The organism is Caballeronia sp. INML2 (assembly GCF_023631365.1).
Taxonomy (GTDB): domain Bacteria; phylum Pseudomonadota; class Gammaproteobacteria; order Burkholderiales; family Burkholderiaceae; genus Caballeronia; species Caballeronia turbans.
This window is the reverse complement of the sequence record NZ_JALQDH010000032.1, coordinates 25,087-49,601: the sequence shown is the minus strand read 5'-3', so window position 1 is coordinate 49,601 and position 24,515 is coordinate 25,087. Positions and strand designations below refer to the sequence as shown.

Sequence of the window (24,515 nt, the reverse complement as noted above, 5' to 3'; positions counted from 1 at the left end):
AGCGCACGATGCATTCGGTCATCGCCGCTGCGAAGCGAATCGTAGTGAAAGTTGGGTCCAGCCTCGTCACCAACGACGGGCGCGGGCTCGACCACGCGGCAATCTCGCGCTGGGCGTCGCAGATCGCGGCGCTGCGGGAGCAGGGCAAGGAAGTCGTGCTCGTGAGTTCGGGCGCGATTGCGGAAGGCATTCACCGGCTCGGCTGGACCAAGCGGCCGCGTGAAATCGACGAACTGCAGGCGGCCGCCGCCGTTGGACAGATGGGCCTCGCGCAGGTCTACGAAAGCAGTTTCGGCGCGCACGGCATCCGCACCGCGCAGATTCTGCTCACGCATGCCGATCTCGCCGACCGCGAACGCTATCTGAACGCGCGCTCGACGCTGCTCACGTTGCTGCGCCTCGGCGCGGTGCCGATCATCAACGAGAACGACACGGTCATCACCGACGAAATCAAGTTCGGCGACAACGACACGCTCGGCGCACTCGTCGCGAACCTGATCGAAGGCGATGCGCTCGTCATTCTCACCGATCAACGCGGTCTCTTCACCGCCGATCCGCGCAAGGACCCGAACGCGACGCTCGTCGAGCAAGCCGATGCCGGCACGCCCGAGCTCGAGCAGATGGCCGGCGGCGCGGGCTCGAGTCTCGGACGCGGCGGCATGCTGACCAAGATCCTCGCGGCGAAGCGCGCGGCGCACAGCGGCGCGAACACGGTGATCGCGAGCGGCCGCGAAGCCGATGTGCTGACGCGCCTCGCGTCGGGCGAGTTGATCGGCACGCAGCTCATCGCGCGCACGGCCCGCATCGCGGCGCGCAAGCAGTGGATGGCGGATCACTTGCAGGTGCGCGGCCACGTCGTGATCGACGGCGGCGCGGTGCAAAAGCTCACCGCTGACGGCAAGAGCCTTTTGCCGATCGGCGTGATCGACGTGAAAGGCGCGTTCGATCGCGGCGAGGTGATCGCCTGCGTCAACGATCAAGGGCAGGAGGTCGCACGCGGCATCACGAATTACAGCAGTTCGGAGGCGCGGCTGATTCATCGGCGGCCGAGCGGCGAAATCGAAACGGTGCTCGGTTACATGCTGGAGCCCGAGTTGATCCATCGCGACAACCTGGTGCTCGTGTGATACGAAAAAGCCCGCTGATCCAGCGGGCTTTTTGCACTTTGGCGCACCGTGAAATCAGCGCAGATTGATCGAGCTCTGCGTGCGCTTGTACTGCATGTTGTTGACGATCTGCTTCGCCGTACCGACCGGCAGCTTGCTCGCGCAGAAGTAGTCCTGATACAGCGCCGCCTGATACGCGTTCAGCTCGCCGTTCTCGATACGCTTGAAGTCGAACGCGGAACCCTGATCCCAGCCGTTCTGATCGTCGTTGATGCTCGCGTAGCGGCGCCATTCGTAGGTGTCGCAACGAATGCCTTCATAGTTGACGTTTCGCGCGCCCGCCGGGCTCGTCGCGACGATCACATAACGCACGACGCCATCCTGACCGACCGTAAGCGTCGTCTTGTCGACGGAAAACGTGAGCGGCGTGTTCTGCGATACGGTGAACGCGATCAGATTCGACGCCTGCGGCAGAGGCGGCATGGTGTCGATCTTCTCCTCGGCCCAGGTCGATTTGCGATCGAGCAGATAAGTGAAGACGCCGTCGTCCTGCGTGGACGGGCCTTTGTTGCTGGAGCAGCCGGCGAGCACGGCAAGCACTGCCGCGGATGCCGCGATTACCGCGAGTGAGGCATTCACTTTCAATTGAGTTTTCCCGGAAACATGCGCGCGGGACACGAAGCGCCCGCCCGGCGGAACAAAGCGAAATGGCACGGCGAGAAGTTCGCCGTGCCATCGATCGAAGTCGTGTCGAGTGTCAAAGTGTGCGAGGAACCGCTGCGATCAGTCGCACGCCCGGGTTCACGATGAGCGCTGCACGATCACATGCACTTCTTCGCTGACCGTGCATTCTGCCTGAACCGCCGCGCCGGAGGCAGTAACGGCAGGCGCTTCGATCGTCATTGTCTGGAGCACGCGTGGATAGCGCGGCCCATGATGCGCGGCTCGCTCGCCGCGTTCGCCGCGGGAGTTGGTTCGCCGCAGGAAGCGGGACAGCTCGGTGAGAGCCATTTGATAAACGTCGCGCTTGAACTCGATGACCGCATCCAGCGGTACCCAATACTCGTTCCAGCGCCAGGCATCGAACTCCGGATGGTCCGTCGCACGCAGGCAGATGTCGCAATCACGTCCCACCATGCGCAGCAGAAACCAGATCTGTTTCTGACCGCGATAATGTCCGCGCACCTCGCGCTTGATGAACTTGTCCGGCACCTCGTAACGCAGCCAGTCGCGCGTGCGACCAACAACTTTCACATGCTCCGGTAGCAGGCCGGTTTCTTCGTGTAACTCCCGATACATCGCTTGCACAGGGGTCTCACCGTATTTGATGCCCCCTTGCGGAAACTGCCAGGAATGTTCACGCAGCCGCTTGCCCCAAAACACTTCGTTGCGCGCGTTCAAGAGGATGATGCCGACGTTCGGGCGAAAGCCTTCACGATCCAGCATACAGCCACCTTCAAATCCTTTAAAATTGCTTTGATTATAAACAGTTAACGGACCCCGCGCACCGGCACGAACCCGAATTCGGGGCACGTTTCCCGAGCAGGGTGCAAGGCGCTTTGCCAGGCCACGCGGAAGACGGCAAAATCTTCTTCCTTGCAATGCCGTCGACCGTTTCCGTCGTTCACCCTCGTTTCGCTTGCTCCGGCGCCGCAACGGCTCCGAAGCGCGCGCCGCTTTTGGAAAATTTGAATGAAAGCATCCCGTTTCTTCATCGGCACCCTGAAAGAAGCTCCCGCCGACGCCGAGATCGTCAGCCACAAGCTCATGATGCGCGCCGGCATGATCCGTCGTGTCGCGGGCGGCATCTACGATTACATGCCGATCGGCCTGCGCTCGGTGCGCAAGGTCGAAGCCATCGTGCGTGAAGAGATGAACCGCGCGGGCGCGCTGGAGTTGCTGATGCCCGCCGTGCAGCCCGCCGAACTGTGGCAGGAGTCGGGCCGCTGGGAGCAATACGGTCCCGAACTGCTGCGCTTCAAGGATCGCCACGAGCGGGACTTCGTAATGGGACCGACGCACGAGGAAGTCGTCACGGACATCGCGCGCCGCGAGATCAAGAGCTATCGCCAGTTGCCGGTGAACTTCTACCAGGTTCAAACGAAATTCCGCGACGAGATCCGCCCGCGCTTCGGCGTGATGCGCGGCCGCGAATTCATCATGAAGGACGCCTATTCCTTCGATAAGGATCTCGACGGTCTCGCCGAGTCGTATCGCAAGATGTACGAAGCCTATGTGCGCATCTTCACGCGCATCGGGCTGGAGTTCCGGGCGGTCGCGGCGGACAACGGCTCGATCGGCGGCAGCGGCTCGCATGAATTCCATGTGATCGCGGACACGGGCGAGGACGACATCGCCTATTGCCCGAGCTCGGACTTCGCAGCGAACGTCGAAGCCGCGGATGCCTTGCCGCTCATCGCGCAACGCGCCGCACCCACGGAAGAACTGAAGAAGACGCCGACGCCGGGCGCAGCGAAGTGCGAAGCGGTCGCGCAGCTTTTGAACATTCCGCTCGAACGCACGATCAAGTCGATCGTTCTCGCGACGGACAACGAAGGCGCCGAGCCCACGATCTGGCTGCTGATGCTGCGCGGCGATCATTCGCTCAACGACATCAAGACTGGCAAGCTGCCTGGCCTGAAGGGTTATCGCTTCGCCACGGAAGCCGAGATCATCGAATGGTTCGGCACGCCGCCGGGCTATCTCGGCCCGATCGGCACGAAGAAGCCGGTGCGCGTGATCGCGGATCGCACGGTCGCGAACATGAGCGACTTCGTTGTCGGCACGAACGAGGTCGATTACCACACGACCGGCGTGAACTGGGGCCGCGATCTGCCCGAGCCGGAAGTGGCGGACATCCGCAATGTCGTCGCGGGCGATCCCTCGCCGGATGGCAAAGGTACGCTCGAAATCTGCCGTGGCATCGAAGTGGGCCACGTGTTCCAGCTCGGCACGAAGTACTCCGATTCGATGGGCGCGACCTTCCTCGACGAAAACGGCAAACCCGCGCCGATGCAGATGGGCTGCTACGGCATCGGCGTGACGCGCGTGCTGGGCGCCGCGATCGAGCAGAACTTCGACGACAAGGGCATCATCTGGCCGGAAGCCATCGCACCGTTCGAAGTCGTGATCTGCCCGATGGGCTACGACCGCAGCGACGCCGTGCGCGAGCAGGCTGACAAGCTCTACGCGACGCTGCAGCAAGCGGGCATCGACGTGATCCTGGACGATCGCGGGGAGCGTCCGGGCGTGATGTTCGCGGACTGGGAACTGATCGGCGTGCCGCATCGCATCGTGATCGGCGATCGCGGGCTGAAGGAAGGCAAGCTCGAGTATCAGGGCCGTCGCGATACAGAGGCCACGCTGCTGCCGGTCGATGAAGCGGCGGACGTCGTCACGGCAAAGGTGCGAGCCGCGCTCGGGAAGTAATGCAGTACAACTTCCTGTCGGCGACGATCCTGCTGCTGCTGATCACCGATCCGCTCGGCAACATTCCGATCTTCATCAACGCGCTGCGCGGTGTCGCCAAGGAGCGGCGCCGCGTCGTGATCCTGCGGGAAGTCGCGATCGCGTTCGTCATCCTGCTGATTTTCATGCTGGCTGGCGATCGGTTTCTGCGCGCGATGAACCTCACGGATCTGTCGTTGCGCATCGGCGGCGGGATCGTGCTGTTTCTCATCGCGCTGCGGATGATCTTCCCGCATCCGGACGGCCCCATGGGCGGCGATTCGCGCGGCGGCGAGCCGCTGATCGTGCCCCTCGCCATTCCCGCGCTGGCGGGCCCTTCCGCGCTCGCGACGGTGATGCTGCTGACTTCGCAGGCGCCCGGCAAGATGCTCGAATGGATCGGCGCGCTGTCGGTGACGATGATCGTCTGCGCGATCGTGCTGGTCCTCGCGGAAAAGATCCAGCAGTGGCTCGGTGAGCGGGCGGTCACGGCGTTCGAGCGTTTGATGGGGCTCGTGCTCGTGGCGATTTCCGTCGAGATGATGCTTACGGGTATACGCACTTTCGTGCATCAGCTATAAAAAAAGCGGCCTCGGCCGCTTTTTTTACGTCGTTTCGAAGAGCGGTTACGCGCCTTCGGTCAGTGCCCGAATCGTCGGCAAATTCCGCCAGTAGCCCTTCGCATCCATCCCGCATCCGAAGACGTAACGATCCGGCACCTCGAATCCACAAAAATCCGGACGCAGCGGCTTCGCCTTCGGAATGATCTTCTCGCACAACACGGCGGACAGGAACGTCTTCGCGCCCATTGCCATGATGCGGTCGCGGATCGCGGCCATCGTTTCGCCTTCGTCGAGGATGTCATCGAGCACGAGCACGACGCGATCCTTCACCGATTCCGCCGGCGCCACGCGCCATTGCATTTCGCTGCCGCCCTTGATGGCGTTGCGATAGCGCGTCAGGTGGATGTAATCGAATTCGAGCGGGAAGTCGAGATGCGGCAGCAGCATGCCGGTGAACACGGCCGCGCCCCCCATGACCGAGAGCACGAGCGGGAAGTCGTCTTGCGTCGCCGTCTTGATGGCCGCAGCCATCTTGCCGATCGATGCGTTGACTTCGTCAGCCGTCACGATCTCTTCGGAGTGGCTGAAAATATGGAGGGCTTCTTCGCGATTCATAGGGAAAGCGGGGGAGAGGCTGACTTCTTAGTGTGGAAAAAAACGGCGGCGTGCGCCATATGATAAACCCGCGCTCTGCGCCACGTCGGGCGAAAGAGCGCGGGCTCGGTGAGGGCGTTTCAGCGCATGCCGGGCAGCATGCCTTTCATGCCGCGCATCATCTTCTGCAGATTGCCGCCTTTCAGCTTCTTCATCATGCCGCGCATCTGTTCGTACTGATTGAGCATGCGGTTCACTTCCTGAACGTGCACGCCCGCGCCGGCGGCGATGCGGCGCTTGCGCGCGGCCTTGATGAGCTCGGGCTTCGCGCGCTCCTGCAGCGTCATCGAATTGATGATGCCTTCCATGCGGCGCATCTGCTTTTCCGCGTTGTTCATGTCCGCGCCTTGCGCGGCCTGCTGGAACTGCGCGGGTAATTTGTCCATGAGCGACGAGAGGCCACCCATCTTCTTCATCTGCGACAGTTGTGCCTTGAAGTCGTTCAGGTCGAAGTCGCCGCCTTTCTTGACCTTGTCGGCGAGCTTCTGCGCCGCTTGCTGATCGACGCCGCGTTGCGCTTCCTCGACGAGCGCGAGAATGTCGCCCATGCCGAGAATCCGGTTCGCCATGCGATCCGGATGGAAGACTTCGAGCCCGTCGAGTTTTTCCGCGACGCCGACGAACTTGATCGGCTTGCCGGTGACGTGCCGCACGGAGAGCGCCGCGCCGCCGCGCGAATCGCCGTCGAGCTTCGTGAGCACGACGCCGGTGAGCGGCAGCGCGTCGTTGAACGCCTTCGCGGTGTTGACCGCGTCCTGACCGAGCATGGCATCGACGACGAAGAGCGTTTCGGCGGGCTTGAGCAGCGCGTGCAGCTCGCTGATCTCGTTCATCATCGCTTCGTCGATACCGAGGCGACCGGCCGTATCGACGATCACGACGTCGTGATAGTGGCGCTTCGCCCAATCGATCGCCGCGCGCGCGATGTCGGCAGGCTTCTGATTCGCTTCCGACGGGAAAAAGTCCGCGCCGACCTGCTCGGTCACGGTCTGCAACTGGCGGATCGCGGCGGGGCGATACACGTCGACGGACACGGTGAGCACCTTCTTCTTGCTCTTCTCGCGCAGAAGCTTGGCGAGTTTGCCCGTCGTAGTCGTCTTGCCCGCGCCCTGCAAGCCTGCCATCAGGATGACGGCGGGCGGCGCGACGGCGAGATTCAGCTCGGCGGCCTTGCCTTCGTAATCGCCGCCGATCACCGCCGTCAGTTCCTTCTGAACGACGCCGACAAGCGCCTGACCCGGCGAGAGACTCGACACGACTTCTTCGCCGAGCGCCTTTTCCTTCACCTTCGCGATGAACTCGCGCACGACCGGCAGCGCCACGTCCGCTTCGAGCAGCGCGAGCCGCACCTCGCGCAGCATCTCCTGCGTGTTGGCCTCGGTGAGCCGGGCCTCGCCGCGTAGCGTCTTGACGACGCGCGCCATCCGTTGAGTGAGGTTATCGAGCATGGGGAAAAGGTAGAGAATGCGGCCCTTTTTCAGCGCGGGACGACTCGGCGCCCTGCGTTGCCGCAAGGGGGAAAACGTCGCGATTCAAGGGCCTAGTGTAAACTTCGAACATGGATATTGTACTGTATGCCCTCACTGCGCTTCTCTACGGCGGACTTGCCGTAGCGGGCTGGCGCGCGCATCGCCACACGGCCGTCGAGCCGGCGCTGGCCGGCGTGCCTGCGGGCATGGCGCCAACGGCGGCGCCGAAGATGTCGGCGGGCATGGGCGGATTGGGGCGCGCTCTATTATTAATAGCGTTGCTGGTCCACGGCCTCTTGCTGCACACGACCATCTTCCCCCAGAACGCAATGGTCTTCGGCTTCGCGTTCGCGCTCTCCGCGATGTTCTGGCTCGGTGCCGGCATCTACTGGATCGAAAGTTTCTTCTTTCCGCTCGACGGCCTGCGCCTGCTCGTGCTACCGCTTGCGTGCGTCGCGTCGCTGCTGCCGCTCATCTTCGGCGGCGTGCGCGTGCTGCCGTACTCCGCGGCGCCGATGTTCAAGCTGCACTTCCTGATCGCGAACATCGCATACGGACTCTTCGCGATCGCCGCGCTGCACGCCGTCCTCATGCTGATGCTCGAACGCCGTCTGCAGCGCATGCGCGGCATGGCGACGCGTCATACGGGCAACGGCTGGCTCGCGAGCTGGCTCGACACGCTGCCGCCGCTTCTGACGCTCGAAAAGCTGCTGTTCCGTCTGATCGCGGCGGGCTTCGTGCTGCTCACGCTCACGCTCGTGTCGGGTATCGCGTTCAACGAGCAACTGGTCGATCGCGCGCTGCGCTTCGATCACAAAACCGTGTTCGCCTTCGTCTCCTGGCTGATGTTCGGCGCATTGCTCACCGCGCGCCGCGTCTCGGGCTGGCGCGGACGCGCCGCATTGCGCTGGGTGCTGGCCTCGTTCGCCGCGCTGTTGCTCGCGTATGTGGGCAGCCGCTTCGTGTTCGAAGTGCTGCTGCATCGCGCGGTCGTCTGAACGCGTGAAGGCCCGAACGGGCGCACTCCTTACCGGCATTGAATCGATGCGAAATTTCCTCTTTCTGATCCTCCTCTTCTTTGTGAGCCAGTGGCTCCTGAAGAAGCTGCGCCGCGCGAACGAGCGCGCGCAGCAGGGCGAGGCCCAGGCAGGCGGTGCGGCCGCCGGCGGCGCCAACGGTGCGCATCGTGCGCGCAATGGCAGTGGCAACGGCGCCGCGGGTAGCACGCCGCAACTCGCCGATCCGCTGATCCGTTGCGCGCAATGCGGCGTGCACACGCCGCGCAGCGAGTCGATCGTCGCCGCGGGCGAGCGCTTTTGTTGCGCCGATCACGCACGCCATTACGCGAGCCGCCCGACCGGCCGCGACGCGCGATGACCATGCATGTCGCCAGGCAAGGCGATCCGCACATCGACGCGCAGGGCTGGCTGAGCACCGCGACGCGCCTGCCGTCGCCAAACTTCGAGGCGCGTCCCGGCGACGCCGTGCCGACGCTCATCGTCGTGCACAACATCAGCCTGCCGCCGGACGATTTCACGACGAACTCGATCGCCGACTTTTTCCTCAACAAGCTCGATCACGATGCGCATCCGTACTTCGATCATCTGCGCGGCATGCGCGTGTCGGCGCACTTCGTGATTCGTCGCGACGGCGCGATCGAACAGTTCGTTTCCTGCGATGAACGCGCGTGGCACGCGGGCGTTTCGTCGTTCTGTGGACGCGAGCGCTGCAATGATTTTTCGATCGGCGTCGAACTCGAAGGCAGCGATCGCGTGCCGTTCGAAGACGCGCAGTACCGCGCGCTCGTCGCGCTCGTGCGCGTCGTCGTGAAGCGCTATCCGATCGACGCGGTGGCCGGGCATTCCGACATCGCGCCCGGCCGCAAGACGGATCCCGGCCCGCACTTCGACTGGCCGCGCCTGCGTCACGACAGCGCGCTGCCGCCTTCATTCTTTCCGTTTCAGTCCAACATCTGAGTGCTGCGTAAGGTCTGTCTCGTTGCGGCGCAGCAGGGTCGCGCGCGAGGCCTTGCCGTGCTTTGCGATAGCAAAAGTCAACCCCGCAACGGCGGACTCAGGGCAAATAAAACTTTTTGAGACTCGGCGGATGTCCACTATACTTGGTGCCGAAAGACGTACTTTGCACTAGATCTTGTGTTGTTGAGGCGGCGCCCGCTCCGATGAGCCGGCGCCGCCAGCTTTCCGGCGTAGAGAAGTTGGGCTGGCCCGGGGCGATGCGCGAGACCGCTTCTTCTTGCGAGGAGAGAGGCGTCGGGCGCATCGGGCGCCAGCGAGCAGCACCGTGAAGAAGGCATGCAAGCAAGCGCGAATTGCGTCGACCGACACCGCGCGCCAACGCGGGCACCGCATAGACGCCAAGAACAATGCGGGCCGTGAGCGCCGCGATTCGTGTTTCCAGCCTGCTGTATTCACAGCCTGGCTTTACCGTCAAAACACCGCGCGACTTTCATGACGATCTCATGACGCGCGCGGCATAAGTGATAAATCCGCGGATCATCCGCACCATTCGAACACCAGGAGTTTTGCACATGCAAACCACCGACAACGCCACGACTTCATTCGAAGGCGCATCCGCACAGCCGATGGCAGGTGCGCAGGCCACGGGCGCAGCACAAGCGCTCGCGCCGAACACGACGTTCGCCGACTACAAGGTCATCCGTCGCAACGGAAGCGTGGTGTCGTTCGAGCCGACGAAAATCGCGATCGCCGTGACGAAGGCGTTCATCGCCGTGAACGGCGGCCAAGGCGCGGCTTCGGCGCGCGTGCGCGAACTCGTCGAGCAACTGACGCAAGCCGTCGTGCGCGCCCTCGTGCGCAGCCGTCCGCATGGCGGCACGTTCCATATCGAAGACATTCAGGATCAGGTCGAGCTCGCGCTGATGCGCGGCGGCGAGCACAACGTTGCGCGCGCGTACGTGCTGTATCGCGAGAAGCGCACCCAGCAGCGCTCGCAAGAGCGCGCGCAGACGCAGGACACGCAGTCGCCCGAAGGCGCGATCAACGTGACGGACAACGGCGTCACGCGCCCGCTCGATCTCGACGCGCTGAAGGCGCTGATCGTGTCGGCGTGCGCGAACCTCGGAGACGCGGTGTCCGCCGAGCCGATCGTCGCTGAAACGGTGAAGAACCTGTACGACGGCGTGCCGATGAGCCAGGTCTACGACTCGGCCATCCTCGCCGCGCGCACGATGATCGAAAAGGACCCGGCGTACAGCCAGGTCACCGCACGCATCCTGCTGCACACGATCCGCCGCGAAATTCTCGTAGACGAAGTGACGCAAGCCGAAATGGGCGAGCGTTACGCCGAATACTTCCCGCTGTTCATCAAGCGCGGCGTCGAAGCCGGCCTGCTCGACGACAAGCTCCAGCAATTCGATCTGAAACGCCTCGGCGCCGCACTCGACGCGAACCGCGATCTGCAATTCGGCTATCTCGGCCTGCAGACGCTCTATGACCGCTACTTCCTGCACGTCGAAGGCACGCGCATCGAACTGCCGCAGGCATTCTTCATGCGTGTCGCGATGGGCCTGTCGCTGAACGAAATCGACCGCGAAGCGCGTGCGATCGAGTTTTACAACGTGCTCTCGTCGTTCGATTTCATGTCGTCGACGCCGACGCTCTTCAACTCGGGCACGCATCGCTCGCAATTGTCGTCGTGCTATCTGACGACCGTCGCCGACGATCTGGACGGCATCTACGAAGCGTTGAAGGAAAACGCGCTGCTCTCGAAGTTCGCGGGCGGTCTCGGCAACGACTGGACGCGCGTGCGCGCGCTCGGCTCGCATATCAAGGGCACGAACGGCAAGTCGCAAGGCGTCGTGCCGTTCCTGAAGGTGGTGAACGACACGGCCGTCGCGGTGAATCAGGGCGGCAAGCGCAAGGGCGCGGTGTGCGCGTATCTGGAGTCGTGGCACCTCGACATCGAAGAATTCCTGGAGCTGCGCAAGAACACGGGCGATGACCGTCGCCGCACGCACGACATGAACACGGCGAACTGGATTCCCGATCTGTTCATGAAGCGCGTCGTCGAAGGCGGCGATTGGACGCTGTTCTCGCCGTCGACCTGCCCGGACCTGCACGACCTGTTCGGCGCGGACTTCGAGAAGGCCTACGTCGCTTACGAAGAGAAAGCCGCGCGCGGCGAGATCAAGCTGTTCAAGAAGCTGCCGGCGGCGCAACTGTGGCGCAAGATGCTCGGCATGCTGTTCGAGACGGGCCATCCGTGGATCACGTTCAAGGATCCGTGCAACGTGCGCTCGCCGCAACAGCACGTCGGCGTCGTGCATTCGTCGAACCTGTGCACGGAAATCACGCTGAACACGAGCGAAACGGAAATCGCCGTCTGCAACTTGGGCTCCGTGAACCTCGTCGCGCACATGGTTAAGCAGGCCGACGGCAGCTACGCGCTGGATCACGCGAAGTTGAAGCGCACCATCAGCGTCGCGATGCGCATGCTCGACAACGTCATCGACATCAACTACTACGCGGTGCCGAAGGCGCGCAACTCGAACCTGAAGCATCGTCCGGTCGGCATGGGCATCATGGGCTTCCAGGACTGCCTGCATCTGCTGCGCACGCCGTATGCGTCGGGCGAAGCGGTCGAGTTCGCGGATCGTTCGATGGAAGCCGTGTGCTACTACGCGTACTACGCATCGACGGAACTCGCGGAAGAGCGCGGCCGTTACGCGACGTATCGCGGCTCGCTGTGGGATCGCGGCATTCTTCCGCAGGATTCGCTGAAGCTGCTGGAGCAAGCGCGCGGCGGCTACGTCGAAGTCGATACGTCGGAAACGATGGACTGGGCGCAACTGCGCTCGCGCATCTCGACGCACGGCATGCGCAACTCGAACTGCGTGGCGATTGCGCCGACGGCAACGATCTCGAACATCATCGGCGTGTCGGCGTGCATCGAGCCGACGTTCCAGAACCTGTACGTGAAGTCGAATCTGTCGGGCGAATTCACGGTTGTGAACGACTACCTCGTGCGTGACCTGAAGGCGCGCGGCCTGTGGGACGAAGTGATGGTGTCGGACCTGAAGTATTTCGACGGCACGCTCTCGCGCATCGACCGCATTCCGGCGGATCTCCGCGCGATCTACGCGACCGCGTTCGAAGTCGATCCGAAGTGGCTGGTCGAGGCGGCATCGCGCCGTCAGAAGTGGATCGATCAGGCGCAGTCGCTGAACATCTACATGGCGGGCGCGTCGGGCAAGAAGCTCGACGAGGTCTACAAGCTCGCGTGGATTCGCGGCCTCAAGACCACGTACTACCTCCGCACGATGGCCGCGACGCACGTCGAGAAGTCGACGGTCGCGCACGGCGCGCTGAACGCGGTGCCGTCGGGCGATGGTGGCTCGGGCGCATCAGGTGCGCAAGGCGGGTTCGGTGGCGTGTCGGGTGGTGCGTCGTCGGGCGTGGGCGGTTTCAATGCCGCGGCAGCGAGCGCGCCGGCAGTGGAAGCCGCGCCGGAAGCCGACGGCCCCGTCTGCATGATGCGTCCCGGCGATCCGGGCTTCGACGAGTGCGAGGCTTGCCAGTAAGCGTCGATTGAGCCGGTCGGGCGGGCCGGCATCGGAGCGGTGTAATGCTCCGGTGCTGGTCCGTTTTTTTTTTTGCTTTCGGCGGGTCCGTTTTCTTGTTGGTCTATTGAGGCGGTTGCTGAACAAACAGCGCGGTGACGGAAGAACCAACGCCGTACAAAGAACTCACCCCCGCGTGCCACGCGAAATCTCCGACCCGGCATCGTGCGCGAGCCGCGCGGTGATCGGCATCGAAAGAAAAGAGAACAGTCCAACGACGACGAACGCGGGCCAGAAGTCGGACCATTGCACGCTCGAATGACCGTTCAGATACTGCGATAGCTCGAGCGTAATGCCCGCAACCGTTACACCGAGACCGAGCGACACCTGCTGCACGAAGCTCGCGAGGCTGGTCGCGCGGCCGACGTCGCGCGTTTCGATCTCCGCGTACGCGAGCGAGTTGAGACTCGTGAACTGCAAGGCGGGGAAGAAGCCGCCGAGCAGCACGACTGCCCAGATCACCCAGGTCGGCGTGCCGGGGAAGAACGAGCCGCACGCCGCGATGGCGATGCCCGACAGCGCCGCGTTATAGAAGAGCGTCTGACGGAAGCCGAAGCGATGCAGCACGCGCGACGCAAGCGAGCGCATGAACATGCCACCGAACGCGGACGCGCAGGTGATCGCGCCGGACTTGAACGCAGTCATGCCGAGCCCTTCCTGCAGCGCGAGCGGCAGAAGAAACGGCACGGCGCCGAGCCCGATGCGAAACATCGAACCGCCGAGGACGCTTGCCTGAAACGTCGGCACGCGGAAGAAGCGCAGATCGAGCAGCGGCTTCTCCGAGCGGCGCGCGTGGATGCAGTACAGCACGACCATCAGCGCGCCCGCTGCGCACATCGCAAAAGCGGTGCGTTGCTGGATCAGTTCGCCGCCGACGAGGGAGAGGCCGAGCAGCAGCAACACGCCAGCGCTCGCGGAGAGGAAGAAGCCGAACCAGTCGAGCCGTCCCGGATGATCTTCGTGCGAATTGGCGATGTAGCGGTTGGTCAGATAGATGCCGGCGATGCCGATCGGAATGTTGATGAAGAAGATCAGACGCCAGTGCAGGTAGGTCGTGATGAAGCCGCCGAGCAACGGACCGACTGCGGGTCCGAGCATTGCGGGCACGGAGAGGTAGTTCATCGCGCGAATGAACTCCGAGCGGCGCACCGAGCGAAAGATGATGATGCGGCCGACGGGCACCATCATCGCGCCGCCGACGCCCTGGATGAAGCGCGCGACGGTGAAGGGGCCGAGCGAAGTGGAGGCCGCGCACAGCAGCGAGCCGGCGACGAACACGCCGATGGCCGCGCGGAACACGGCGCGTGCGCCGAAGCGGTCAGCCACCCAGCCGCAGATCGGTATGAAGACGCCGAGCCCGAGCACGTAGCTCGTGACGGCGACCTTCAACGTGACTGGATCGCGTCCGAAGGCGCGCGCCATTTCGGGAATCGCGGTGACGATGACGTTGGCGTCGACGCTTTCCATGAACATCGCGCACGCGACGATGAGAGGGGCAATGAAAGCTTTGACGGCAAGCGGCATGGCGAATCGCGATCAACTCTCGGCGGCAAGAGCGGCGATTATGGCACCGATATGGAGCAGTCGCTGAGCGATCGAAGCGCGTTGCGTGGTGCGATGAACATTGAAACGAGGAGTGAAGAAACGATGGACCCGCAGGACCTGCAACGTCTCGTGACGCAGACGATGCCCTATGGCAAGTACAAGGATCGGCTCATCGCGGATCTGCCAGGACACTACCTCGCGTGGTTCGCGCGTGAGGGTTTTCCAGAGGGCAAGCTCGGCAAGCTGCTCGCGTTGATGCATGAGATCGACCACAACAACCTGCGCTCGCTGCTCGATCCGTTGAGAGGGCGATGAGTGTTTTTGCTGAGACGGGTTGTCGCGTAAACACGCTATAGGTTGTATTAGCTTGTTTTGCAAGCACAATATATTGTGGAAATACGAGACGTCAAATGCTAAACTTCGGCAACGAATTCGAAGCATGCGGCAGGCAATGACGAGCGGTTCAGCACACCTGCGCGAGTGTCTTCGAGTGGCGTGCGGCGTGTGTTCAATGACGAGCATCGAAGCTCATCGAAGAGGTGAGTGAAGGTAGCAAACCGCTCGCTTCTCGACACATGTTTTGCATCGCATCGAGTGTCGTCGAGAGACATCGATCGATGATCGAAGCGCGTCACGCTTCCATGCGTTCGAGACCGCACTTACGACATTGAGTCGATGCATGAAGCGAAACGCGATGTGCTTCGCTTCATGCATCGCGCCTCGGCCGCAAAGCACCGTGGGGCAAGGCTTTCAAGGCATCGATGAAACCGCTCGCAAGCACGCTGCGATGCCTCCGAAGTCACTCGATCAGGACCGCTTCACACACGATTCAAGAGATGTCGCATCGAGCTTCACAGCTACGGCCGCGAGCCAAGTGTTGTATGCAGGTAGCAACGTCGAATCTAAATCGCATGAAAACGAGAATTTTCATGAGCAAACTCTTTTATCGCTCATGAAAAGATGGTACAAACCGATCTAAATTGATGGTGAGAATTTATGCTCAACTGGGATGACGAGACCACTGCCGTAGCTCCCTCGAGCGCTTCGCAACAGAACACGTTGCGCAACGCTCAAGGTACGGCGCAATTCGCGCAAGCTCATCAAGCTACCCATCAGACTGCTCAGGCGAACACGACGAACATCTTCTCCGATGGCTTCGTTCCGCCCGCAGCCGCTACACCGTCCGCCGGCGCAATCGCCGCGCAGAGCGAAGCGCGCGTCAATGTCGCCGACAAGCGCATCATCAACGGCAAGACCGACGTCAATCAGCTCGTGCCGTTCAAGTACAAGTGGGCGTGGGAGAAGTACCTCGCCGGCTGTGCGAACCACTGGATGCCGCAGGAAGTGAACATGTCGCGCGACATCGCCCTGTGGAAAGACCCGAACGGTCTCTCGGACGACGAGCGCCGCATCGTCAAGCGCAACCTCGGCTTCTTCGTCACGGCGGACTCGCTCGCCGCGAACAACATCGTGCTCGGCACGTATCGTCACATCACCGCCCCGGAGTGCCGCCAGTTTCTGCTGCGCCAGGCGTTCGAAGAGGCGATCCACACGCACGCGTACCAGTACATCGTCGAATCGCTGGGTCTTGATGAAAGCGAGATCTTCAACGCGTACCACGAAGTCAAGTCGATTCGCGACAAGGACGAGTTCCTCATTCCGTTCATCCAGACGTTGACCGACCCGGCCTTCACCACGGGCACGCTGGAAGCGGACCAGAAATTGCTGAAGTCGTTGATCGTGTTTGCCTGCATCATGGAAGGCCTGTTCTTCTATGTCGGCTTCACGCAGATTCTGGCGCTGGGTCGCCAGAACAAGATGACGGGCGCGGCGGAGCAGTATCAGTACATCCTCCGCGATGAATCGATGCACTGCAACTTCGGCATCGACCTCATCAACCAGATCAAGCTGGAAGAGCCGCAACTGTGGACCGCCGACTTCAAGGCCGAGATCCGCGAGCTCTTCAAGGAAGCGGTGGAGCTCGAATATCGCTACGCTGAAGACACCATGCCGCGCGGGGTGCTCGGCCTGAACGCGTCGATGTTCAAGAGCTACTTGCGCTTCATCTGCAACCGGCGTTGCCAGCAGATCGGGCTTGACCCGCTCTTCCCGAACGAGGAAAACCCGTTCCCGTGGATGAGCGAAATGATCGACTTGAAGAAGGAACGCAACTTCTTCGAGACACGCGTGATTGAGTATCAAACCGGCGGCGCGCTGACCTGGGAATAATAAAAATCCAGGACGTGTTGCAGACGAAATCGATGGGACGGTCAGGCAGCAGCGTGTCGCTCACGCGCGCCTGATCGACAAGGTTTAGGAGAACGGTCGCCTGATGCAAAGTGCGCCTACTGACTTGGCGAGCCGACTATCGGCACGAATGGAAGACAGGCGTTTTGCGATCCCTTCAATGGGATGGGCAAACTTCCCCCCGGAAAATGCCAGCGGCATGCTCGCTGGCTCGATCAAGCGATGGCCGGCGCCGCGAAGATGCGGTGCTGACTTAATTTGGCGCGCGGTGCCTCGGGGCACGGCGCGCCTTGCCGTATTCATTAGCGTAAGCAGGTGGGATCAGCGTACGCCGATGAATAATCCGCTTCGTAGCGTGCGCTGTGAGAGGCGACGCGTGGGAAGCGGGTTTTGACGAAGGGTGTTGTTTGAACTGACTCTCATCTTAAAACCTGAAGGAGAAAAACCATGGCAGTTGCCAAGAAAAAACCCGCCGCCAAGAAGGCTGCAGCAAAGAAAGTCACCGCCAAGAAGGCCGCTCCGGCGAAGAAGGTTGCCGCCAAGAAGGTCGCTGTGAAGAAAGTTGCAGCGAAGAAAGTAGCGGCGAAGAAGGTCGCGGCGAAGAAGGTTGCAGCAAAGAAAGTGGCAACCAAGAAAGTCGCAACGAAGAAAGTAGCGGCGAAGAAGGTTGCAGCGAAGAAGGTCGCGGCGAAGAAGGTCGCGGCGAAGAAGGCGCCCGCGAAGAAAGCCGCTGCGAAAAAAATCGCGACCAAGAAGGTAGCCGCGAAGAAGGTTGCAGCCAAGAAGGCGCCTGCGAAGAAGGCCGCAGCGAAGAAGGCACCTGCGAAGAAGGCCGCAGCGAAGAAGGCTGCTGCGAAAAAGGCTCCTGCGAAAAAGGCTGCTGCGAAGACCGCAGCCGCTGCGCCTGCGCCCGCTCCTGCTGCGAAGAAGGCCCCCGCGAAAAAAGCTCCGGCCAAGAAGGCCGCTGCTGCGAAGAAGACCACGGCTGCTGCTCCCGCAACGACGGCAACGACCGTATCGGCGCCTGCTCCGGCTCCGGCCGCTGCGGTCAAGACGGCGTTGAACCCGGCAGCGGCATGGCCGTTCCCGACGGGAAGCCGTCCGTAAGCTCTCGCAGTACGCGACACCCAGGCACAGTGCGCTGTGCCCCTAGTCCGGGTAAGCCTACCCGGCCTGAACCCGTCGCCGGGAATCGGCGGCGGGTTTTTCGTTTCGGCGAAAGAAGTTCATCGCGCTTGCCGCTCGGTTCGAGCGCACAAAGAAAAAGCGCATGCATCTTTCGATACATGCGCTCGTGCCGGACGAATTGCTCGCCTTGCGGCGTCTATTCCTCCGCCGAATACGTCAGTGCGTGACGCGCGTGACTCCGCCGCTCGACAGCAGACGCACCCGCTCGCCCGCCTGGAAGACTTCGCCGTTCGCCGTCTGCGTGATCGCGCGCAGGTCGCCGTTGTCGAGGCGCACGGTGATCTCCAGACCGTTCTTCATTGCAACGCTATTCTCGACCGCGTTACCCGCGACGGCGCCAGCCAGGCCGCCGATAATGCCCGCGATGATCGATCCATTGCCGCCACCGATCGCGCTTGCCGCCGCGACGCCGCCGAGCGCGCCGCCGCCGATCGTGCCGAGGCCGGTCGGCTGCCCGTTGTTCGAACTGATCTTCACGCCGCGCACGCTTTCGATGGTTGCCATGCGTACTGTTTCCTCGCGCTGCGCCTGCGACGCGGTGTAAACGTCGGAAGAACTGCTGTTGTAGGCGCAGCCCGTCAGTGCGACCGAGCCGACGAGCGCCATTGCCAGCGCGATACGACTTACCGTTTTCATTCCTTCACTCCAATCACTCAGAACAGGCTGCTTCCAAAGGCCTGTTTGAAACGCTCTTCGATTTCGGCACGCGTCGGCGCGTAGGTTTGCGGCCCCTGATGTTCGATTTTCAGCGAACCCATCAGACTCGCAAGACGACCCGTTTTCTCCCAGCCAAGTTTGTTCTCGATACCGTACAGGAGGCCGCCGCGGAATGCGTCTCCGCAACCGGTTGGATCGACCACCTGATGCGCCTTCACGGAGGGAACGTCGAGCACGCCATCGTCATGGTAGATCTGAGCGCCGTGTTCGCCACGTGTGACCACGAGGGCGTCGACGCGGCGCTTGATGTCTTCGATCGACCAGCCGGTCTTGTTGCTCAGTAACTTGGCTTCGTAATCGTTGACCGCCACGTAGGTGGCGAGTTCAATCATGCGACAAAGTTCAACACCTTCGAGAATAGGCAATCCCTGGCCCGGATCGAACACGAACGGCACCCCGGCCCGCGCCAATCCTTCGGCGTGTTCGCGCATGCCTCGCGCGCCGTCGGGCGCGACGATGCCGAGCGAGATGCCTTGCGCTTCATCGGCGCGGTTCAGGTGCGACTCCATCATCGCGCCGGGGTGGAAGGCGGTGATCTGATTGTTCGCGAGATCGGTGGTGATGAAGCACTGCGCCGAATGCTGATCGGGCAGCACGCGCACATATTCCGTCGACAAGCCGAGCGAGTCGAGCCGGTCGACGTAGAGCTGCGAGTCCGCCGCGCCGAGCGTCGCCATGATCTTCGGATCGCCGCCCAGCAGCTTCAGCGCATAGGCGATGTTGCCCGCGCAGCCGCCGAAGTTGCGCCGCATCGTCGGCACCAGGAAGCTGATGTTCAGCATGTGAACCTGGTCCGGCAGGATATGGTCGCCGAAGCGGCCCTGGAAGGTCATGATGTTGTCGTAGGCGAGCGAGCCGCAGATGAGCGTAGCCAAGGCGAACGTCCTTTTTATGAATAGGGGCCGAGGAGAAAGATGCGCATACGACGCGCGGCGAGCGTTTCACCGCGCCTCGTATGCGCGGACCGCTTTCGTCGAAAAGCGGTCCGCCAGAAAAATTACTTCAGTGCGGCAAGCGCTGCGTCGTAGTTCGGCTCCTGCTTGATTTCAGGCACGAGCTCCGAGTGCAGCACCTTGTTGTTCTCGTCCAGAACGACCACCGCGCGGGCCGTCAGGCCCTTGAGCGGGCCGCTCGTTACATCGACACCGTAGGCTTGCGCGAACTCGTGGCCACGGAACGTCGAAGCCGTCACGACATTGGCGATGCCTTCGGTCGTGCAGAAACGCTTCGCCGCGAACGGCAGGTCGCCCGAAACGACGACGACCACCGTGTTGTTCAGGCCTGCGGCCGCTTCGTTGAACTTGCGTGTCGAGGTGGCACAGGTCGGCGTGTCGAGACTCGGCACGATGTTCAGCACCTTGCGCTTGCCCGCGAAGTTCGCGAGCTTGACGTCGCCGAGATCCGCGCCGACGAGCGTGAATTCGGACGCCTGCTGGCCCGCGCTCGGAAACGTGCCGCTGACGTCGATGGGATTGCCGCCGAGGGTAACTTGACTCATGTTGCGCTCCAGAGAATTGTCAGATGCTGACAGGAAAATCGCGCGTACCGGGCCGTGAGGGCAGGGACGCGCGTCGTGTGCACTGGGTCGGGCCGCCTTGCGCGTGACGAACGGCGCAAGGCCGCGATCACGGATAGAAGACCTGAACCCGGTAGTTCGCGGCGACCGCGTCGCCCGTATCCAGCCGGACGACGACGGGCTGCGCGCTTTGCGGCGGAAGGCCGATGGCGAATATCGTACCCGGTCGCGCGTAATCCTGCGGCCAGAGCACGCGACGGATCGCGACGTTGTTCTTGTCGTCGAGGAGTGTCAGTTCGAGCGCCGGATACGCCAGTGCGACATCCAGCCGATTGCGCAGCGACAGCTTCAGTTCGAGCTTGTGCGGGCCGTCGACCTGACGAAGGCCCGAGCTCTCGATCTGCAATCCGTCGATGTTGCGCGGCGGCGAGATCGTGCAGCCGAGCTGATCGCACACGTCCGAATAAATTACGTGGGAGCCGGGCACGAGGACCATCACGGATTCGCGTTGCCACCACGCGAGCTGCACGAGCAGCAGCAGCGCCAGCAGCACGGCGACGATGATGCCCACGATGCGCATGCCTTTCCTCGGGGCGACGCGCGCCGGCGCCCGCGACTCTCGCGATTCGCGGATAACGGGAAACGCTTCGTTCGCGCTGAGACGGCGCGCGGGGGCCGGCGGCTTCTTGCCGCCGAAGCCGGGCTCCGCATCGTCGCGCCATGCCGGTGCGACGGGTGGCTCCGGCACAGGTTGCACGGGCTGCACGTCCGGCTCATGAACCGGTCCGATGAACGGCTCCGCGCGATCGTCGACCGGATCGAACGGCGCAACGGGCGGCTCGCCGAGCGGCGCATCGGCGCCGGCTTGGGCGGAGTTCGCGGCATCGGCATGCGGCGCGCCCACGCGGATGAACTGCTTCGGGCGCCCCGCTTCCCCGGGCAGCGCCGACGGCTCGTTCGCGGCATCGGCTGGCGCCGGCTCGGTGCGCGGCGGCGGAGGGCGATTCTGTCCCGCGGCCCCCGCGAACGCGGGAGCATCGCCGTAGACCGTGCGTTCGCTATCCGCGCCGGATCTGGAACCTGCCGGCAGAGACGGCGCATCGGCGTGGTTTGCCGGCCCAGTTGCTCCGAGTTCGAGGTTGCGCGGTGCGAATGGCCGCGGCTTCAGGGGGGCGTCGGGCAGGGCGGTAACCTGCACCGGCACATCGGGAGCAGGGCCGCCGCCGGAACTGGTCGTCGGGCCGACGGCGACATCGTCGTCGATGATCGCGGCATGCTGGGCGACAGCTGCCGCAGCCGGCTCATCGGGAAGCTCAAAGCGATGATGCGCGGCATCGAAAACTTCCTGGCAGTGTCCGCAGCGCACGCGGCCGTCGTGCGGCGCGAGCAGGTGCGGGTCCAGCTTGAACACGGTTTCGCAGTGAGGGCAGCGGGTTGCCAGCGCCATATAGAAAGTGCCGTTGGCCTGACGGCCTGATCGTGGAGGATGGCGCTATTCTAAAGGCTTTCGCGCCGCGTTCCCGCGAGGCATACCCAGCCTTCGTGCTCACGCCAGACGCCAATGTCGATCCATTTGGCATAGACCGCCGCCACTTCGTCGGCCTGTCGCGCGAGCACGCCCGACAGCGCGATTCTGCCGCCCGGCTTCACTTTCGCGGCGAGCATCGACGCCATCAGTTTGAGCGGATTCGAGAGGATGTTCGCGACGACGATATCGAAATCGCCGGCGGGGCACGCGTCGGGCAAACCGTAGGTCACGTCCGCGCGATTGCGCTCGCTGTTCTGACGCGCCGACTCGACCGCCTGAGGATCGATGTCGATGCCGACGACCGGGTCGGCACCACACTTCTTCGCGAGGATCGCGAGGATGCCGGAGCCGCAGCCGTAATCGAGCAGCGATTGCCCCGGCTGCACGGACTGCTCCAGCCATTCCATGCACAGCCGCGTGGTCGGATGGCTGCCGGTGCCGAACGCGAGGCCCGGATCGAGTTCGAGCACGAGCGCGTTCGGATCGGGCGCGTCGTGCCACGAGGGCACGACCCAGATGCGTTCGCCGATGGAAATCGGATCGAATTGCGCCTGCGTGAGACGCACCCAATCCTGCTCCTCGACGTCGCGCACAGTGAAAGACGGCGCCGCCGCGAGGCCGATCTCGTTCGCCGCCGCGGCGAGCAGCACGTCGGGATCGGCGTCCTCGGCGAGCAGCGCGACGACGCGCGAGCGGTTCCACGCACTCTTCTCGGGCACGAGTCCCGGCTCGCCGAAGAGCGGCTGCTCGTCGGGCGTGTCGGCGTCGGCATCCTCGACGGACACCGACAGCGCGCCGACTTCAAGCAGCGCGTCGGACAGCGCTTCCGCGTGCTCGCGATCCAGCTCGGCGATCAATTCCCGGTAACTCATGCTCGTGTCTCTCAGGACTCTTCGGCGACTGCCGCCTGACGCGCGGCCAGCTTGTTCTCGAGATAGTGGATGCTCGTGCCGCCTTCGACGAACTTGGCGTCGATCATCAGCTCGCGATGCAGCGGGATGTTGGTCGAGATGCCCTCCACGACCATTTCCGACAGCGCGATGCGCATGCGGTTGATCGCCTGCTCGCGCGTCGCGCCGTACGCGATCAGCTTGCCGATCATCGAATCGTAGTTCGGCGGAACGAAGTAGTTGGCGTACGCGTGCGAATCGACGCGGATGCCCGGGCCGCCCGGCGTATGCCACGACGTGATGCGTCCCGGCGACGGCGTGAACTTGAACGGATCTTCCGCGTTGATGCGGCATTCGATCGCGTGGCCGCGGAACTGAATGTCCTTCTGGCGGATCGACAGCTTTTCGCCCGCGGCGATGCGGATCTGTTCCTGCACGATATCGACGCCCGTGATGAGTTCCGTCACCGGGTGCTCGACCTGAACGCGCGTGTTCATCTCGATGAAGTAGAACTCGTTGTTCTCGTAAAGGAACTCGAAGGTGCCAGCGCCGAGATAGCCCATCTTCTTGCAGGCGTCGGAGCAGCGGTCGCCGATGCGCTCGATCAGACGCCGCGCGATGCCCGGCGCCGGCGCCTCCTCGATCACCTTCTGGTGACGGCGCTGCATCGAGCAATCACGCTCGCCGAGCCAGATCGAGTTACGGAAGGAATCCGACAGCACCTGAATCTCGATGTGCCGCGGGTTCTCGAGGAACTTCTCCATGTAGACCTGCGGGTTGCCGAAGGCGCGGCCCGCTTCCTCGCGCGTCATGTTGACCGCGTTGACGAGCGCCGCTTCCGTGTGCACCACGCGCATCCCGCGCCCGCCGCCGCCGCCCGCCGCCTTGATGATGACAGGGTAGCCGATCGTGCGCGCAATCTTCACGATCTCGCGCGGATCGTCCGGCAACGCGCCTTCGGAACCCGGCACGCACGGCACGCCGGTCTTGATCATCGTTTGCTTCGCGGTGACCTTGTCACCCATCAGGCGAATGGTCTCGGGACGCGGACCGATGAATGTGAAGCCCGATTGCTCGACGCGCTCGGCGAAATCGGCGTTTTCGGAGAGAAAGCCATAGCCGGGGTGGATGGCTTCGGCGTCGGTGACTTCAGCCGCGCTGATGAGCGCCGGCATATTCAGATAGGAGAGATTGGAAGGCGCTGGCCCGATGCACACGGCTTCGTCGGCCAGCTTGACGTACTTCGCTTCCTTGTCGGCCTCCGAGTAGACGACGACTGTCTTGACGCCCAGCTCGCGGCACGCGCGCTGGATGCGAAGCGCGATTTCGCCGCGGTTCGCAATGAGAATTTTTTCAAACATAGTGGGTCGGCTCATCAACGGGCTCGCGCGAGCGGCCCTCGGGGATCCAATCGGCGAAGCGCTTCTCGACGGATCGATGTCGCTTAAGCGCCGGCGCGGTAAGCCGGGGGGCCGATGCAATTCGCATCCGCCGCCTGGCCCGATGCGCCTTTAGTCGCCGATCACGAAGAGCGGCTGGCCGTATTCGACCGCCTGTCCGTTTTCGACGAGGATTTCCTTCACGACGCCGGCCTTATCCGATTCGATTTCGTTCAAGAGCTTCATCGCTTCGATGATGCAGAGCGTCTGGCCTTCCTTCACCGTATCGCCGACCTGAATGAACGGGTCCGCGCCCGGCGACGGCGCGCGGTAGAACGAGCCGACCATCGGCGAGGTCACGATATGACCTTGCGGCGCGGCTGCGGCTGGCGCTGCTGCTGCCGGCGCGCCTGCTTCGCCCGCGCCGGCGAATTGCGGCGCGGCCGGCGCCTGCACCTGCGGCGCGTACTGTTGCGGCGCCTGCATGTAAACGGGCGCGGCGTTCTTGACGATGCGAACCTTGCCTTCGCCTTCCGTCACTTCCAGTTCCGAGATGCCGGATTCCGAGACGAGGTCGATCAGCGTTTTCAGTTTACGAAGGTCCATCGAAAAATCCCCTTTCAATACTTGGAGACCGGGGTTGCCCGGTGCTTGACTTGATTTGTGG

At 63.1% G+C, this 24,515-nt stretch carries 22 protein-coding genes and 1 pseudogene; 11 read left to right on the top strand and 12 right to left on the bottom strand.

Features of this window, described 5'->3' with window-relative positions; genetic code table 11:
• Positions 1–8 precede the first annotated feature (8 nt).
• Entirely contained in the window at positions 9–1,127 is a 1,119-nt protein-coding gene (proB, locus tag NCT32_RS11820) for a glutamate 5-kinase (RefSeq protein ID WP_250490342.1), read from the top strand.
• 54 nt (positions 1,128–1,181) lie between these two features.
• Here the strand turns inward: proB and NCT32_RS11815 are convergent, their stop codons facing one another.
• Positions 1,182–1,745 carry a CNP1-like family protein gene (locus NCT32_RS11815; protein WP_061121419.1) on the bottom strand — a complete coding sequence of 188 codons (564 nt, stop codon included), beginning with the start codon at positions 1,743–1,745 and terminating at the stop codon, positions 1,182–1,184.
• Positions 1,746–1,907: 162 nt separating this feature from the next.
• A complete protein-coding gene (locus NCT32_RS11810) occupies positions 1,908–2,552 on the bottom strand; it encodes an RNA pyrophosphohydrolase (RefSeq protein ID WP_061121378.1) in 645 nt (214 codons plus the stop codon).
• 246 nt (positions 2,553–2,798) lie between these two features.
• Here NCT32_RS11810 and NCT32_RS11805 point away from each other — a divergent pair, with 246 nt between their 5' ends.
• A complete protein-coding gene (locus NCT32_RS11805; RefSeq protein WP_250490341.1) occupies positions 2,799–4,535 on the top strand; it encodes a proline--tRNA ligase in 1,737 nt (578 codons plus the stop codon).
• The gene (locus NCT32_RS11800) at positions 4,535–5,134 is read left to right on the top strand and encodes a MarC family protein (protein WP_061121380.1); all 600 of its coding nucleotides are present in this window, start codon (positions 4,535–4,537) and stop codon (positions 5,132–5,134) included. Before NCT32_RS11805 ends, NCT32_RS11800 begins: the two co-directional genes overlap by 1 nt.
• A 45-nt stretch (positions 5,135–5,179) precedes the next feature.
• On the opposite strand, the gene NCT32_RS11795 is transcribed toward NCT32_RS11800, so the two are convergent.
• Together NCT32_RS11795 and ffh are read right to left on the bottom strand one after the other, a co-directional pair.
• Positions 5,180–5,731 (bottom strand): hypoxanthine-guanine phosphoribosyltransferase, encoded by a 552-nt coding sequence (locus tag NCT32_RS11795; protein ID WP_061121381.1) that lies wholly within the window; start codon positions 5,729–5,731, stop codon positions 5,180–5,182.
• 119 nt (positions 5,732–5,850) lie between these two features.
• Positions 5,851–7,218 (bottom strand): signal recognition particle protein, encoded by a 1,368-nt coding sequence (gene ffh / locus NCT32_RS11790; protein ID WP_250477096.1) that lies wholly within the window; start codon positions 7,216–7,218, stop codon positions 5,851–5,853.
• Between the two features lie 110 nt (positions 7,219–7,328).
• On the opposite strand from ffh, the gene NCT32_RS11785 reads away from it, so the two are divergent.
• From NCT32_RS11785 to NCT32_RS11770, 4 genes are all read left to right on the top strand, one after another.
• Positions 7,329–8,237, top strand: a complete 909-nt coding sequence (locus tag NCT32_RS11785) for an inner membrane protein YpjD (protein WP_061121383.1) — start codon at positions 7,329–7,331, stop codon at positions 8,235–8,237.
• 46 nt (positions 8,238–8,283) lie between these two features.
• Complete coding sequence (locus tag NCT32_RS11780; RefSeq protein WP_061121420.1) at positions 8,284–8,616, top strand: PP0621 family protein; 333 nt, start codon at positions 8,284–8,286, stop codon at positions 8,614–8,616.
• Positions 8,613–9,215, top strand: coding sequence for a 1,6-anhydro-N-acetylmuramyl-L-alanine amidase AmpD (gene ampD, locus NCT32_RS11775; RefSeq protein WP_061121384.1), 603 nt, complete (start codon positions 8,613–8,615; stop codon positions 9,213–9,215). Before NCT32_RS11780 ends, ampD begins: the two co-directional genes overlap by 4 nt.
• 572 nt (positions 9,216–9,787) lie before the next feature.
• Positions 9,788–12,799: a ribonucleoside-diphosphate reductase subunit alpha gene (locus tag NCT32_RS11770; RefSeq protein WP_061121385.1), complete on the top strand. Its 3,012-nt coding sequence runs from the start codon at positions 9,788–9,790 to the stop codon at positions 12,797–12,799.
• A gap of 165 nt (positions 12,800–12,964) precedes the next feature.
• On the opposite strand, the gene NCT32_RS11765 is transcribed toward NCT32_RS11770, so the two are convergent.
• Positions 12,965–14,362: an MFS transporter gene (locus tag NCT32_RS11765; protein WP_250490340.1), complete on the bottom strand. Its 1,398-nt coding sequence runs from the start codon at positions 14,360–14,362 to the stop codon at positions 12,965–12,967.
• Positions 14,363–14,485: 123 nt separating this feature from the next.
• Between NCT32_RS11765 and NCT32_RS11760 the strand changes: the two genes are divergently transcribed.
• From NCT32_RS11760 to NCT32_RS11745, 4 genes and pseudogenes are all read left to right on the top strand, one after another.
• Positions 14,486–14,698, top strand: coding sequence for a DUF3820 family protein (locus NCT32_RS11760; RefSeq protein WP_035507762.1), 213 nt, complete (start codon positions 14,486–14,488; stop codon positions 14,696–14,698).
• Positions 14,699–15,379: 681 nt separating this feature from the next.
• Entirely contained in the window at positions 15,380–16,612 is a 1,233-nt protein-coding gene (locus NCT32_RS11755) for a ribonucleotide-diphosphate reductase subunit beta (protein WP_061121388.1), read from the top strand.
• A 103-nt stretch (positions 16,613–16,715) separates the two neighbouring features.
• Positions 16,716–17,046, top strand: a pseudogene (locus NCT32_RS11750) (hypothetical protein).
• 31 nt (positions 17,047–17,077) lie between these two features.
• Positions 17,078–17,737 (top strand): histone H1-like DNA-binding protein, encoded by a 660-nt coding sequence (locus tag NCT32_RS11745; RefSeq protein ID WP_250490339.1) that lies wholly within the window; start codon positions 17,078–17,080, stop codon positions 17,735–17,737.
• 237 nt (positions 17,738–17,974) lie between these two features.
• On the opposite strand, the gene NCT32_RS11740 is transcribed toward NCT32_RS11745, so the two are convergent.
• The 7 genes from NCT32_RS11740 to accB form a co-directional block, all read right to left on the bottom strand.
• A complete protein-coding gene (locus NCT32_RS11740; protein ID WP_061121390.1) occupies positions 17,975–18,454 on the bottom strand; it encodes a glycine zipper 2TM domain-containing protein in 480 nt (159 codons plus the stop codon).
• 17 nt (positions 18,455–18,471) lie between these two features.
• Positions 18,472–19,410, bottom strand: a complete 939-nt coding sequence (locus NCT32_RS11735; protein ID WP_250490338.1) for a carbohydrate kinase family protein — start codon at positions 19,408–19,410, stop codon at positions 18,472–18,474.
• 122 nt (positions 19,411–19,532) lie between these two features.
• Positions 19,533–20,033, bottom strand: coding sequence for a thiol peroxidase (tpx, locus tag NCT32_RS11730; RefSeq protein ID WP_250490337.1), 501 nt, complete (start codon positions 20,031–20,033; stop codon positions 19,533–19,535).
• 127 nt (positions 20,034–20,160) lie between these two features.
• The gene (locus tag NCT32_RS11725) at positions 20,161–21,498 is read right to left on the bottom strand and encodes a DUF3426 domain-containing protein (RefSeq protein WP_250490336.1); all 1,338 of its coding nucleotides are present in this window, start codon (positions 21,496–21,498) and stop codon (positions 20,161–20,163) included.
• A gap of 50 nt (positions 21,499–21,548) precedes the next feature.
• Positions 21,549–22,451, bottom strand: coding sequence for a 50S ribosomal protein L11 methyltransferase (gene prmA, locus NCT32_RS11720; protein WP_250490335.1), 903 nt, complete (start codon positions 22,449–22,451; stop codon positions 21,549–21,551).
• Positions 22,452–22,462: 11 nt separating this feature from the next.
• Complete coding sequence (gene accC, locus NCT32_RS11715) at positions 22,463–23,830, bottom strand: acetyl-CoA carboxylase biotin carboxylase subunit (RefSeq protein ID WP_061121395.1); 1,368 nt, start codon at positions 23,828–23,830, stop codon at positions 22,463–22,465.
• A gap of 150 nt (positions 23,831–23,980) precedes the next feature.
• Positions 23,981–24,454 (bottom strand): acetyl-CoA carboxylase biotin carboxyl carrier protein, encoded by a 474-nt coding sequence (gene accB, locus NCT32_RS11710; RefSeq protein ID WP_250477090.1) that lies wholly within the window; start codon positions 24,452–24,454, stop codon positions 23,981–23,983.
• Positions 24,455–24,515: the final 61 nt, after the last annotated feature.

Bases quoted from the DNA above. Each gene is read 5' to 3' on its own strand.
- proB (WP_250490342.1), top strand. From the start codon at position 9: ATGCATTCGGTCATCGCCGCTGCGAAGCGAATCGTAGTGAAAGTTGGG.
- NCT32_RS11805 (WP_250490341.1), top strand. From the start codon at position 2,799: ATGAAAGCATCCCGTTTCTTCATCGGCACCCTGAAAGAAGCTCCCGCC.
- NCT32_RS11760 (WP_035507762.1), top strand. From the start codon at position 14,486: ATGGACCCGCAGGACCTGCAACGTCTCGTGACGCAGACGATGCCCTAT.
- NCT32_RS11740 (WP_061121390.1), bottom strand. From the start codon at position 18,454: ATGAAAACGGTAAGTCGTATCGCGCTGGCAATGGCGCTCGTCGGCTCG.
- NCT32_RS11770 (WP_061121385.1), top strand. From the start codon at position 9,788: ATGCAAACCACCGACAACGCCACGACTTCATTCGAAGGCGCATCCGCA.
- NCT32_RS11780 (WP_061121420.1), top strand. From the start codon at position 8,284: ATGCGAAATTTCCTCTTTCTGATCCTCCTCTTCTTTGTGAGCCAGTGG.
- NCT32_RS11765 (WP_250490340.1), bottom strand. From the start codon at position 14,362: ATGCCGCTTGCCGTCAAAGCTTTCATTGCCCCTCTCATCGTCGCGTGC.
- NCT32_RS11785 (WP_061121383.1), top strand. From the start codon at position 7,329: ATGGATATTGTACTGTATGCCCTCACTGCGCTTCTCTACGGCGGACTT.
- NCT32_RS11795 (WP_061121381.1), bottom strand. From the start codon at position 5,731: ATGAATCGCGAAGAAGCCCTCCATATTTTCAGCCACTCCGAAGAGATC.
- NCT32_RS11810 (WP_061121378.1), bottom strand. From the start codon at position 2,552: ATGCTGGATCGTGAAGGCTTTCGCCCGAACGTCGGCATCATCCTCTTG.
- NCT32_RS11745 (WP_250490339.1), top strand. From the start codon at position 17,078: ATGGCAGTTGCCAAGAAAAAACCCGCCGCCAAGAAGGCTGCAGCAAAG.
- ampD (WP_061121384.1), top strand. From the start codon at position 8,613: ATGACCATGCATGTCGCCAGGCAAGGCGATCCGCACATCGACGCGCAG.
- NCT32_RS11725 (WP_250490336.1), bottom strand. From the start codon at position 21,498: ATGGCGCTGGCAACCCGCTGCCCTCACTGCGAAACCGTGTTCAAGCTG.
- NCT32_RS11800 (WP_061121380.1), top strand. From the start codon at position 4,535: ATGCAGTACAACTTCCTGTCGGCGACGATCCTGCTGCTGCTGATCACC.
- accC (WP_061121395.1), bottom strand. From the start codon at position 23,830: ATGTTTGAAAAAATTCTCATTGCGAACCGCGGCGAAATCGCGCTTCGC.
- tpx (WP_250490337.1), bottom strand. From the start codon at position 20,033: ATGAGTCAAGTTACCCTCGGCGGCAATCCCATCGACGTCAGCGGCACG.
- ffh (WP_250477096.1), bottom strand. From the start codon at position 7,218: ATGCTCGATAACCTCACTCAACGGATGGCGCGCGTCGTCAAGACGCTA.
- prmA (WP_250490335.1), bottom strand. From the start codon at position 22,451: ATGAGTTACCGGGAATTGATCGCCGAGCTGGATCGCGAGCACGCGGAA.
- accB (WP_250477090.1), bottom strand. From the start codon at position 24,454: ATGGACCTTCGTAAACTGAAAACGCTGATCGACCTCGTCTCGGAATCC.
- NCT32_RS11755 (WP_061121388.1), top strand. From the start codon at position 15,380: ATGCTCAACTGGGATGACGAGACCACTGCCGTAGCTCCCTCGAGCGCT.